An 11,000-nucleotide genomic window follows, 5' to 3' on the forward strand; every position below is an offset into this window, starting at 1 on the left:
TGGTCGAGCCGGCTCGGCCGCGGGTGCGGATCAGCGAGCTGACCGGTACGGCGACGCTCGCGCTGAGCTCGCTGGCGGTGACCTCGGGCAGCGGACTGGGCGGCAGAGCGGTGGTGCTGGGCCGCCCGTGCGCGGTGACGGACTACTCGCTCTCCCGCCGGATCAGCCACGAGTACGACGCCCCGGTCGCCGCGGAGGGGCTGCGTTCGGTGCTGGCGGTGCCGGTGGTGGTACGGCGGCGGGTGCGCGGTGTGCTGTACGGCGCGCTGCGCACGGCCCAGCCGCTGGGCGACCGCACGCTGGGCGCGGCGGTGGAGGCGGCGCGGGACGTGGAGCAGGCGCTGGTGGTGCGGGAGGAGGCGCGGGATCTGCTGGCGGCGGCCCGCGTCGAGCCCGCCGCCGGCCCCGCCTGGGAGCAGGTCCGCGAGGCCCACGCGGCCCTGCGCGCCCTGGCCCCGCGGATCAGCGACCCCGGTCTGCGCGCCGAACTCCTCAGTGCCTGCGGTCTGTTGACCACGGCGCCGGCTCCGGTGGAGGGAGTGAGCCTGGCCCCGCGGGAGGTCGACGTGCTGACCTGCGTGGCCGCCGGCGCGACCAACGCCGCCACCGCGGCCCACCTGGGCCTGAGCCCGGAGACGGTGAAGGGCTACCTCCGCTCGGCCATGCGCAGACTGGGCGCCCACACCCGGGGAGAGGCGGTGGCGGCGGCCCGCCGGGCGGGGTTGCTGCCGTAGGCGGTGGCGGCGGCCCACCCCTCCCGCGCACGGCCCACCCCTCCCGCGCACGGCCCGCCCCTCCCGCGCACGGCCCGCCCCTCCCGCGCACGGCCCACCCCTCCCGCGCACGGCCCGCTGCCCGGAGGGCGCGGTCCCGGCTCCGCGGGGACGCCGCGAGCCCCTCGGCGGTACCGCCCGCGGGGGCGTGGCGGTACCGTCGAGGGGCTGCGTGCGTGGGGTTTGTATTCATTCGGCGATGCTTTGAATTCGGTCATGCGTCGGTCGTTGTTATTTCCCTCACCATCCCGGACGTCCGAAATTCCAGGGCTCGTTGCCTAGAATTTGGCCAGAACACGACACAGGAGGGGAGCGGTGAGCGTGCGACGGGACTTCGAGGGCCCTGCGGGCTGCCGTTCCGACCTGGTCATCGGCCAGGAGGAGCCGTCCGCGGCGGCGCGTGAGCAGCTCGCGCGCGGCGGGAGTGTGCTGCTGCACGGGCCGGCCGGAATAGGAAAGTCGACCGTGCTGCGGGCATTGGCCGCGGAATACGCCCCGACGGCCCGCACCGTGTTGCGCTGCTCCGCCACCGAGTCCGAATCCCACCTGCCCTTCCTGGCCCTGGCCGACCTCTTCGGCCTGGTCCTGGACGAGGTGTCCGGCAAGCTGCCCGCCGCCCAGCGCACCGCGCTGGAGTCGGCGCTCACCGGCCGCGGCGAGTCCACCCTGCAGCGCGACGGCCTCGCCCTGCGCCTGGCCGTGCTGTCCGCGCTGCGCGCGCTCGCCGCGAAGGGCCCGGTCCTGCTCGTCGCCGACGACCTGCAGTGGCTGGACCCGGCCAGCGCCGAGCTGCTCGGCTTCGCCGCCCGGCGCCTGGGCGAGACGCCCGTGCAGATGCTGTGCGCGGTGCGCACCGAGGACGAGGAGTACGACCGCCATCTGCGCGCCTGCCCGCCCGACACCCTCTCGGTCCGGCTGGGCCCGCTCACCCGCGCCCAGGTGTCCGCCCTGCTCGACCACCGCGGCTACACCGGCCTGCCCCGCTCCACGGTCCGCGAGGTCCACCGCACCAGCGGCGGCAACCCCCTGTTCGCCCTCGAACTCGCCCGTGCCCTGGCCGAGAACCCCATCCCGCCCCGGCCGGGCGAGCCGCTGCCGGTGCCGACCTCGCTGCGCGCCCTGGTGCTCAGCCGGCTGGAGATGCTGTCGGACGAGGCCCGCCGCACCCTGCTCGTGGCCAGTGCCGGCGCCCGCCCCACCCCCGCCCTGCTGCACGCGGCCGGCCGGGAGAACGCCGAGGCGGAGTGCGCGCAGGCCGCCGGACTCGGGCTGCTGGCCACCGAGCCGGAAGGGCCGGCCGTACGGTTCGCGCACCCGCTGATCTCCGCCGCGCTGTACGCGGAGGCACCCGCCCAGGAGCGGCGGGCCGCCCACGCCGCCCTGTCCACCGCGGCCTCCGACCCGATCGAGCGGGCCCGGCACCTGGCCCTGGCCACCACCGGCACCGACCCGGAGGTGGCCGCCCGGCTCGCCGAGGCCGCCGCGCTGGCCCGGGACCGCGGGGCCCCCTCGGTGGCCGCCTCGCTGGGGCTGCTCGCCGCCCGGCACACCCCGGCCGACAGCGAACCGGGCCCGGACGCCCGGCGGTTGCAGGCCGCCGAGGACGCCATCACGGCCGGCGAGGTGGACCTCGCCCGGGACATCGCCCGCGAGGTGCTGACCCGCGCCACCGTGCCCGCGCAGCGGGTGCGGGCCTGGATGGTGGTGATCGAGGCCGCCGGGCAGGCCCTCGGCGACGTGGACGCCGTCTTCCCGCAGGCGCTGGCCGACGCCGGCGACGACCCGCGGCTGCTCGCCCTGGTCCACTACCAGCTGGCCTGGCGCGGCCTGGTCGTGGAGGGCGACTTCGCCGAGGCCCGCAAGGAGGCCGCGCGCGCGGCGGAGCTGGCGGCGCGCGGCCGGGACCGGCGCACCGAGCTCATGGCGCTCGCCCTCCAGGGCTCCACCGAGACCCTGATGGGCCACCCGGACGCCCCCGCCACCATCGGACGGGCGTTGAAGGAACCTCAGGACCCTTACGTCGCCTGTCACCACAACGGCGTCGTCTCGGCCCGCTTCCGCTGGCTGCTGATGAGCGACCGGCTGACCGAGGCGAGGGCCACCATCACCGGGCTGCTGCGCGAGGTGCGACGGCGCGGCATGGTCGAGAGCGAGGTGCACTACCTGCGCCTGCTCGCCGAGACCGAACTGCGCGCCGGGCACTGCGGCCGGGCCCTGGACCTGGCCCGGGAGAGCCTGCGGATGGCCCGCGACACCGGCATCGGCGAGAGCGCCTCCGCGATGCTGGCCTCCCTCGCCGAGGCCTCCGGCGGCGACCCCGGGCGCGCGCTGGCGCTGGCCCGGGAGGCGGTGGGGCACGCCGAGGAGGACGGCGACCTGATGTACCTCTCCCGCGCGCTGGCCGCCCTGGGATACGCCCGGTTCGTCGCCGGGGACGACCAGGGCGCCGTGGCGGCGCTGCGCCGGGTGGGCGAGCTGGAGCTGGGGCTCGGCATCACCGACCCGGCGCGCGGGCGCTGGCACGGCGACCTCGCCGAGGCCCTGGTGCGCACCGGGGAGCCGGCCGAGGCCCAGCGCGTCGTCGACGCGGCCCGCGAGCACGCGGTGCGGCTCGGCCGGGAGAGCGTGCTGGCCGTGCTCGACCGGTCCGAGGCGCTGGTGCGGGCCGCCCGCGGCGACCAGGAGGGCGCCGTCACCCGGCTGACGTCCGCACAGGACCGGCTGGCGAAGCTGGGCAACGGCCTGGAGGAGGCGCGGGCCGCGTTCGCGCTGGCCCGGCTGCGCTCCCTCCCCCAGGCTCTCGGCTCCGCCCGAGCAGGGGGGACCCCCGTTCCGGGGCCGACGTCGTACGACGAGGCGGCCCGCCTGTTCCGGCGCTGCCGGGCTCTGCCGTGGCTGCGCCGGGTGGAGGAGGCCGCCGCCGCCCGCCCGGCCCGGCCCGAGGTCGTGCCGGCGGCGCCGGACGGGCTCGCGGCGCTGGACGGACTCGCCTCGACGGAGCGTCAGGTGGCCGCGCTGGTCATGGAGGGCGCGACCAACCGGGAGATCGCCGCACGGCTGTACATCAGCGTCAAGACGGTGGAGGCGACCCTGACCCGGGTCTACCGCAAGCTGGGGATCCGTTCGCGCGTCGACATCGTCCGATTGGCGGCTGGCCGGCGCGCGAAGTGAACGCGGCGCGGGTTGACTGGCCGCGTGGATCCAGTGAGGGCCGCCGCCGGGTACGACCGAGGGTTTTCCCTGCCCAACTCCCTTAGGGGGTTCCCTCATTGGAGGCGGGCGGGCCCGGCCCTAGCGTAAGGGGCGTGCCGCTCGCCCGGGCACACGGGACCGGTGCACGGATACCGGCGCTCCAGCGCTTCCGTGCTCCACCCCCGCCCGCGCGCCCCCACCGGCCCGCCCCGAGGAGACGCATGTTCGGCCTCACCCGCGCCAGATCCGCCGCCGCGCTCACGGCCGGCGCCACCGCCGCCGCGACCGCGCTGCTGACCGCCCCCTCCGCGGTCGCCGGACCCCGGCCCGTCGTCGGCGGCACGCCGACCACGACGGAGGCGTACCCGTTCGTCACCCAGATCACGGACGCGTCCGGCAGGCAGTTCTGCGGCGGCACCCTGGTGGCGGCCACGAAGGTGGTCACCGCGGCGCACTGCGTGGCCGGCGAGACCCCGGACAGTGTGCGCGTGGTGGGCGGGCGCACCCGTCTCGACGGAACCGACGGCACGGTCGGCGAGGTCAGCCGGATCTGGGTCGACCCGGACTACTCGGACGCCACCGAGGGGAACGACGTGGCCGTCCTCACCCTGGCCACCCCGATGCCGTACGCGGCGGCGAAGTACGTCTCCCCCGCCGACACCGGCGTGTACGCGGCCGGCACCACCGCCCGCGTCCTCGGCTGGGGCACCACCGCCGAGAACGGCACCTCCTCCAACCAGCTGCGGACCGCGACGGTGCCCGTCGTGTCCGACACGGAGTGTCAGAACTCCTACGGTTCCGACTTCGTCGCGAGCGACATGGTGTGCGCCGGGTACTCCTCCGGCGGCGTCGACACCTGCCAGGGCGACAGCGGCGGTCCCCTGTTGATCGGGGGCGTCCTGGCAGGGATCACTTCCTGGGGCAACGGCTGCGCCGGGGCGGGTCATCCGGGTGTCTACACCCGGATGACCGCCTTCGCCGGCCTCGTGACCGCGCAGGTCCACTCCTGAGCCGTGCCCCGGCGAAGACCAGGGGGCGTTGCGGGCCTCCACGAGCGGCCCGCAACGCTCCCTTTCCATGTGCGCGTCGAACGGGTGGTCACGGCAGGTCGGGGTACGGCTTCCAGTCGTCACTGTGGACGACGGCGGCGCCGCCGCCCGTGAGACGCCAGGAGCGCCAGTGCTCGGTCAGGGTCCACGACTCGGGGGCTTGCCGGGCGGTGTCGATCCAGGTGCGCAGTTCGGGGAGGGCGTGTTGCCTCAGGGTGTGGCGGGCGGCGGCCCGCTCGGTGGCCGGGAGCGGGCAGACGGTGATCTGAACGCTGTACCACAGGGACGGGTGGAAGCCGTTTCCGTAGTTGGAGACGCGCGGTGGGATCCACCGGACGTACAGCAGGGTCCCGTCTTCCACCAGTTGGTCGGCGAAGCTCAACTCCGCGGCTTCCGCCTCCTGTTCGCCCAGGGCGTCGCGAATGTCCGTCGGGGTCAGCGGCCACGACAGATGGCGCGGCAGGCGGCGGTTGCGGGCGGGCATGGGCCCATGATCGCAGATGGGGCTGTCGTGTCCGGTTCGGTGTCAACGGTGTTCGGTGCGCAGGCGGCGGGCGATGACCAGGAGGTCCACGGCGGCTGTCAGGGCCAGGGCCGCGCAGATGCCGGCGAGGACGGCGAGGACCGTGTCGCCGGGGCTGTCGTCCGGGGTGGAGTTGGCGGACCAGGTGGCGAACAGGGCCGTTCCGGCGATGAAGAGGGGGAAGAAGACGGAGGCCAGCAGCAGGCGCAGACGGAGGGGGCTGCGGGCGGTGCGGGGCTCGGTGCCGGTGCGGCGGTGGTCGTCGTACACGGGTCTCCTCGTCTCGGTGGGTCGGGTCCTCAGTGGCTCGGTTCCGCCCTGCTGATGTCCGACAGCGCGGAGTGCGGGTCCTCGGTGACGGCCAGGTCGCCGAGGCTCACCATGCCGACGGGGCAGCCGCCGTGTTCGACGACGGGCAGCCGGCGTACGGCGTACCGGCGCATCAGCTCGACCGCGTGGTCGGTGGTGTCGTCGGGGGTCAGGGTGACCACCGGGGGCCGGGTGCAGACCGAGCCGGCGGTCGTGGTGTGCGGGTCGCGGCCCTCGGCCACGGCCCGGATCACGATGTCCCGGTCGGTGAGCACGCCGAACAGATCGCAGTCGTAGGCCACCAGCACGTCGCCGACGTTCTGCTCGCGCATCACGTGGGCCGCGCGTTCCAGCGTGGTCATCGGCTCGACGGCCAGCGCGCCGGGCGACATCACGTCGCGTACTCGCCGGGTCATGGGCACCTCCCGGATCGGCTCCGCGGGACTCCGCGGGCTGCGGACACTCCGGCTGTCCGCCGCGTAGCCAGAACCGGCGTCCCCAAACGGGGCCGCCCGCCAGCCCGTCCAGCGGCGCACGGTGACCGCGATCACCGGGCCGTGCGGCGGGGTGTCGCGGTACTGCGGGTACTTGCGCAGCAGCCGGGCGAGCGCGGTGCCGTACTCCACCACCGTCGCCTCGTCCTCCGCGTCGGGCGGCACGATCCGGGCGTGGCCGTCGGCGCGCACCCACCACAGGCGGTCCCAGTCCTCGGCGTACTCGTCCGCCAGCAGGGACACGGACGGATCGGCCTCGATGTCGCGCAGGCGCTTCAGGCGGGTCGTGGTCTTGGGCTTGCGGTCGACGGCCGTCACCAGACGGTCGTCGTCGAGGGCCGCGAAGACCACCGGCACCAGGTGCGGACGGCCCGACGCGTCCACCGTGGCCAGCCGCGCCACCCGGGCGGACCGGAACCGCCGGCGCGCCTCGTCCGGGTCCATGCGGGGCACGGGCTTCCCCTCTCTCCTCAGTGGCGCGCCGGCTCAGTGGTGCGTCAACGCCCGTACGACCTCGTCGTCCGTCAGCTGTTCGAAGTCGTCGTACCAGACGCCCACGGCGGTGAAGGACGACGGCCGGTGGAGGCAGATCACCTCGTCGGCCTCCCCCCTCAGCGCCTCGACCGCTTCGGGCGCGCCGACGGGAACGGCGAGGACGGTGCGGACGGGACCCCGGCTCCGCACGTGGCGCAGGGCGGCGCGGGCGGTGGAGCCGGTGGCCAGGCCGTCGTCGACGACGATCGCGGTACGTCCGTGCAGGTCCGGGGCGGGGCGGCCGTGGCGGTAGCGCCGGGTGCGGCGGTGCAGTTCGGCGCGTTCGCGCTTCACCACGGAGGCGAGGTCGTCCTCGGTCAGGCCGAGGTCGTGCAGGGCCGCCTTGTCGAAGAGCGGCGGGTCGTCCCCGGCGATCGCGCCGAGGCCGTACTCCTCCTGGAACGGCGCGCCGATCTTGCGCACGACCACCACGTCCAGCGGGGCGCCGAGCGCCCGCGCGACCTCCCGGGCCACCGCCACGCCACCTCGGGGCAGCGCCAGCACGACGGGGTCGGGCAGTGCGCCGGCCTCGCTCCGGGCGCGCAGCCGCTCGGCCAGTTTCCGTCCGGCCTGCGCGCGGTCACGGAACCTCATGGGCTTTCCTCCCGCATTCCTCCTTTTGCGTCGAGTACCCCCGCCTGGTCCCCGGCGACCACACAATGGGGAGGCAGGGGACGTGACGGAGGGAGACGCATGCCGTGGCTTGCGGTTCCGCTGTGGGACGTGAGCAATGGGCAGGGCCTGCGCCAGCTCGCCGAGCTGGGGCTCGCGCTGCTGCTGTCGAGCCTGATCGGCTGGGAGCGGGAGGCGAAGCAGAAGAGCGCGGGCCTGCGCACCCACACCCTGGTCGGGGTCGCGAGCGCGCTGATGATGGAGGTGTCCCAGCACGGGTTCACCAGCGTGCTCGGCCTGGAGCACGTGTCGTTCGACCCCTCCCGGGTGGCCGCGCAGATCGTCTCCGGCATCGGGTTCATCGGCGGCGGTCTGATCTTCGTACGGCGGGACGCGGTGCGCGGGCTGACCACCGCCGCCACCGTCTGGCTGACCTGTGCGGTGGGCATGGCCTGCGGAGGCGGGCTGCCGATCCTGGCGCTGGCGGCCACCGCGCTGCACTTCGTGGTCGTCCGCGGCTATCCCCGGCTGCCGGGCCGGCTCTCCCCCGGGGCCGTGGCCGCCACGGTCGAGGTGCGGCTGACGTATCTGGCGGGCCGGGCGCTGCTGCCGCGGCTGATGGAGGCATGCACCCGGCTCGGCTTCCGGATCCTGCAGGTCAGGGTGGACCAGCTGCCCGGCCGCACGGACCGGGCCACCCAGGTGCTGCTGCGGCTGGAGGGCGCCGCCGACACCGGGCGCCTGGCGACCGAGCTGTTCCACCACGACGGGGTCGTCGACGTCGACCTGAGCGTGGGGGGTGACGAGGAGCAGGACGTGTGACGGTGGCGTGGGTGGGTGATTGGCCCGCCGTCGTCCGGGCACCCGGGGCGCACTGTGCACCAGGAACGACGACAGTCACGGATTCTGCTCACGGGGTGGTTCGGCTTCCCGGACGGCGAGGCGACCGCCGGGGACGTACTGGCGCTGCGCCGGATCGAGGAGGTGCTGCGGCGGGCGGGGCTCGACTACGACATCGCGTGGAGCCCCGGTTTCCGGCCCGGCGCCCTCCATCTGGACGACGTGGCGCCCGAGCGGTACGGGCTGCTGGTGTTCGTGTGCGGTCCGCTGCACGGGCCGCGGATCGAGGAGCTGCACCGCCGGTTCGCGCACTGCGTGCGGATCGCGGTGGGCACCTCGGTGATCGACCCCGGCAGTGCGGCCGTCACCGGCTTCGACCACGTCATCGCCCGCGACGCCCCGGCCGTGGCGCCCGCCCTCGACCTGGCCACCCACGCCCCCGCGCCGGCGGCACGGCCGGTCGTCGGGGTGGTGCTCACGCACGGGCAGCACGAGTACGGGCGGGCACGCCGGCACGACGTGGTGGCCAAGGAGGTGACCGGCTGGCTGCACGGCAAGGACTGTGCGCGGCTGGAGCTGGAGACACGGCTCGACATCCACGACTGGCGGCTGTGCGCCACACCCGCGCAGCTCCAGTCCGTGCTGGTCCGCCTGGACCTGGTGGTCACCGACCGGCTGCACGGGCTGGTGCTCGCGCTGCGCGCCGGTACGCCCGCGCTGGCCGTGGACCCGGTCGAGGGCGGCGCGAAGGTGACCGCGCAGGCGCGTGCCTGCGACTGGCCCGCGCTGGTGCCCGCCGAACGGCTGGACGCGGCCGAGCTGGACCGCTGGTGGCAGTGGTGCCTCACCTCGGGCAGGGCGGCCGCGCGGCGGATCCGGGACGAGTTCGCGGAGGGCGCCGGGCGGGACGGGGCCGAGGAGCTGGTGGCGGCGCTGCGGCGGGGCCGGGCCGGTTAGTCCGCGGGGCGCCGGGGGCACCCGGGAAGGGACTTCCAGGCAGGTCGGTCCCCGTAGGAGCAGCCCCCCGTAGGAGCCATCGTGTCGACAAGCCGACTCCCCGAACGCGAACAGCGGATCCTGAACGAGATAGAGCGCGCCCTGAGCCGTGACCGCCGTCTGGCGCGGCGGCTGCGGTCGCAGCGGAGGCGCCGGCGGCCGGACCTCTCCCGGGTGGTGTCGTACGCGCCCCGGGTGTGGACCGTGGTGGTGCTGCTGACGGTGGCCCTGGGCCTCATGGTGGCCGGGATCGTCACCTCGGAGCCGGTGGTGATCTGGGCGTTCGCCGCGGTGTGGCCGGTGGCGCTGTTCTCCGGCTTCCGGCTGCTGTGCCGGTGGACGGAGTCCTGAGCGTCCGGGGTGCGGGGCTCAGCCCGTGTAGCGGCGTGCGGTGGAACGGCGCTGACTGTCCTCCAGGAGCCGCAGCCGTGCCTCCACCTCCGGTGGCAGTACGCGGCGCTCGCGCAGCACCCACGGCAGGGCGGCCGTCGCCTCGGCGAAGGCGCGCAGGGACGCGGTGTCGCGCGGCACCGTGCGGGCCAGGTGCAGGGTGCGGCGCAGGGCGGGACGGGTGGGCCGGCGCAGCCAGGTGAACCACAGGGTGTTGCGGATGCCGTCCCGTCGGCGGCGTGTGGAGTCCCTTGCGGAGGACGGTTGGTGATGGACCGTCAGGTGTTCGGCGTACGTCAGCCACCAGCCGTCCGCCGCCAGGTCGGCGGCCAGCAGCTCCTCCTCGCCGCCGAGCCACAGCCGCGGGTGGAAGCCGCCGGCGTGCCGGAAGGCGTCGGTGCGCAGGACGGTGGCCGCGGCGAGGAAGGAGCCGAGTGCCGGGCCGGGCAGCCAACGCGGGCCGACGAGGGGTGAGTTGCGCAGTTCCTCGACGATCGGGTCCTCGGTGCCGTCCGGTTCGACGAGGATGCGGGCGGTGACGGCGCCGAGCGCGGGGTGCCGGTCGAGGAGGCCGGCGGCGCCGGACAGCGCGCCGGGCGCCCACCAGGAGTCGTCGTCGCAGAAGGCCACGTAGGGCGTACGGACTCGGCGTACGGCGAGGTTGCGGCCGACGGCGCCCAGGTTGCGGCCCGGGCGCAGCAGCCGTACGCGCGGGTGGTGGCGGNCGGGCCACGGCGGTGGAGGTGCCGTCGGTGGAGCCGTTGTCGGTGACGATCACCTCGGGCCGCTCGGGGAGTTCGGCGAGCCGGTCGAGGGTGCGCAGGAGTTCGGGGCGCCGGTTGTGGGTGATGATCACGACGGTGGTGCGGGGGTCGGTCACTGAGGCCTCCGGAGTGATGGCTTGTACTGCCGTGGGGCTTTTGGTGGGCCGCGGGTTGGACGGCTCGGTCGCCTACGGGCGCTGGAAGCCGGTGTCGGGAGGGCGATCGTGCTCAGCGCTTCGCGCCTCCGCGCGTTCGCCCTCCCGACACCGGCGCGCCCTTAGGCTCCCTCGCGGCCGGCGCGTGGGGACAGTGAGGTGGGTGGGCCCGCGACCCGGGACGGGGCTTTGGGTGGGCCCGCGCTCCGAGGTGGGGCTTTGGCGGGTCTGCGCCCTTCCGGAGTTCCCCTGGGCTCTGCATCAACTCAGTCCTGGTCCAAGAAGGCGGCGGCGCGTTCGACGTGCGGGGGCAGGGGGCGGCGGGCGCGCAGGGCGGCGGGCAGGCGGGTGACGGTTTCGCGCAGGGCG

General features: G+C 75.3%; 11 protein-coding genes and 3 pseudogenes. 6 read left to right on the forward strand and 8 right to left on the reverse strand.

The window, feature by feature from the left end; all coding sequences use genetic code 11:
• The 3 genes from RH94_RS28865 to RH94_RS28875 form a co-directional block, all read left to right on the forward strand.
• The coding region (locus RH94_RS28865) for a helix-turn-helix transcriptional regulator (RefSeq protein WP_234426114.1) at nt 1-734 on the forward strand (734 nt) is incomplete at its 5' end.
• A 354-nt stretch (nt 735-1,088) separates the two neighbouring features.
• On the forward strand, nt 1,089-3,944 hold the full coding sequence (locus RH94_RS28870; protein WP_073951291.1) for a helix-turn-helix transcriptional regulator: 2,856 nt from the start codon (nt 1,089-1,091) through the stop codon (nt 3,942-3,944).
• A gap of 242 nt (nt 3,945-4,186) precedes the next feature.
• Nucleotides 4,187-4,975, forward strand: coding sequence for a S1 family peptidase (locus RH94_RS28875; protein ID WP_073951292.1), 789 nt, complete (start codon nt 4,187-4,189; stop codon nt 4,973-4,975).
• 88 nt (nt 4,976-5,063) lie between these two features.
• Here RH94_RS28875 and RH94_RS28880 read toward each other — a convergent pair whose 3' ends face one another.
• The 5 genes and pseudogenes from RH94_RS28880 to RH94_RS28900 all read right to left on the reverse strand — a co-directional run bounded on the left by RH94_RS28880 (nt 5,064) and on the right by RH94_RS28900 (nt 7,468).
• Nucleotides 5,064-5,498, reverse strand: coding sequence for a hypothetical protein (locus RH94_RS28880; protein WP_073951293.1), 435 nt, complete (start codon nt 5,496-5,498; stop codon nt 5,064-5,066).
• A gap of 42 nt (nt 5,499-5,540) precedes the next feature.
• The gene (locus RH94_RS28885; protein ID WP_073951294.1) at nt 5,541-5,807 is read right to left on the reverse strand and encodes a DUF6343 family protein; all 267 of its coding nucleotides are present in this window, start codon (nt 5,805-5,807) and stop codon (nt 5,541-5,543) included.
• A 29-nt stretch (nt 5,808-5,836) separates the two neighbouring features.
• Nucleotides 5,837-6,262, reverse strand: coding sequence for a CBS domain-containing protein (locus RH94_RS28890; protein WP_073951416.1), 426 nt, complete (start codon nt 6,260-6,262; stop codon nt 5,837-5,839).
• Between the two features lie 108 nt (nt 6,263-6,370).
• Nucleotides 6,371-6,784 (reverse strand): annotated as a pseudogene (locus RH94_RS28895) (TIGR03668 family PPOX class F420-dependent oxidoreductase); the annotation flags it as partial.
• Between the two features lie 42 nt (nt 6,785-6,826).
• The gene (locus RH94_RS28900) at nt 6,827-7,468 is read right to left on the reverse strand and encodes a phosphoribosyltransferase (RefSeq protein ID WP_073951295.1); all 642 of its coding nucleotides are present in this window, start codon (nt 7,466-7,468) and stop codon (nt 6,827-6,829) included.
• A 99-nt stretch (nt 7,469-7,567) separates the two neighbouring features.
• Here RH94_RS28900 and RH94_RS28905 point away from each other — a divergent pair, with 99 nt between their 5' ends.
• The 3 genes from RH94_RS28905 (at nt 7,568) to RH94_RS28915 (ending at nt 9,673) form a co-directional block, all read left to right on the forward strand.
• Nucleotides 7,568-8,308 carry an MgtC/SapB family protein gene (locus RH94_RS28905; protein WP_073951296.1) on the forward strand — a complete coding sequence of 247 codons (741 nt, stop codon included), beginning with the start codon at nt 7,568-7,570 and terminating at the stop codon, nt 8,306-8,308.
• A 54-nt stretch (nt 8,309-8,362) separates the two neighbouring features.
• The gene (locus tag RH94_RS28910) at nt 8,363-9,283 is read left to right on the forward strand and encodes a polysaccharide pyruvyl transferase family protein (RefSeq protein WP_073951297.1); all 921 of its coding nucleotides are present in this window, start codon (nt 8,363-8,365) and stop codon (nt 9,281-9,283) included.
• An 81-nt stretch (nt 9,284-9,364) separates the two neighbouring features.
• Nucleotides 9,365-9,673, forward strand: coding sequence for a DUF3040 domain-containing protein (locus RH94_RS28915; RefSeq protein ID WP_073951298.1), 309 nt, complete (start codon nt 9,365-9,367; stop codon nt 9,671-9,673).
• A gap of 18 nt (nt 9,674-9,691) precedes the next feature.
• On the opposite strand, the gene RH94_RS28920 is transcribed toward RH94_RS28915, so the two are convergent.
• The 3 genes and pseudogenes from RH94_RS28920 to RH94_RS44935 all read right to left on the reverse strand — a co-directional run.
• A partial coding sequence (locus RH94_RS28920) for a glycosyltransferase family 2 protein (protein WP_234426115.1) occupies nt 9,692-10,436 on the reverse strand: 745 nt, incomplete at its 5' end.
• A 1-nt stretch (nt 10,437) separates the two neighbouring features.
• Nucleotides 10,438-10,592 (reverse strand): annotated as a pseudogene (locus RH94_RS44930) (glycosyltransferase family 2 protein); the annotation flags it as partial.
• Between the two features lie 305 nt (nt 10,593-10,897).
• Nucleotides 10,898-11,000 (reverse strand): annotated as a pseudogene (locus tag RH94_RS44935) (glycosyltransferase family 2 protein); the annotation flags it as partial.

The organism is Streptomyces kebangsaanensis (assembly GCF_001906585.1).
In the GTDB taxonomy this organism is placed as follows: Bacteria; Actinomycetota; Actinomycetes; order Streptomycetales; family Streptomycetaceae; genus Streptomyces; species Streptomyces kebangsaanensis.

Bases quoted from the DNA above. Each gene is read 5' to 3' on its own strand.
- RH94_RS28875 (WP_073951292.1), top strand. From the start codon at position 4,187: ATGTTCGGCCTCACCCGCGCCAGATCCGCCGCCGCGCTCACGGCCGGC.
- RH94_RS28880 (WP_073951293.1), bottom strand. From the start codon at position 5,498: ATGCCCGCCCGCAACCGCCGCCTGCCGCGCCATCTGTCGTGGCCGCTG.
- RH94_RS28890 (WP_073951416.1), bottom strand. From the start codon at position 6,262: ATGACCCGGCGAGTACGCGACGTGATGTCGCCCGGCGCGCTGGCCGTC.
- RH94_RS28900 (WP_073951295.1), bottom strand. From the start codon at position 7,468: ATGAGGTTCCGTGACCGCGCGCAGGCCGGACGGAAACTGGCCGAGCGG.
- RH94_RS28905 (WP_073951296.1), top strand. From the start codon at position 7,568: ATGCCGTGGCTTGCGGTTCCGCTGTGGGACGTGAGCAATGGGCAGGGC.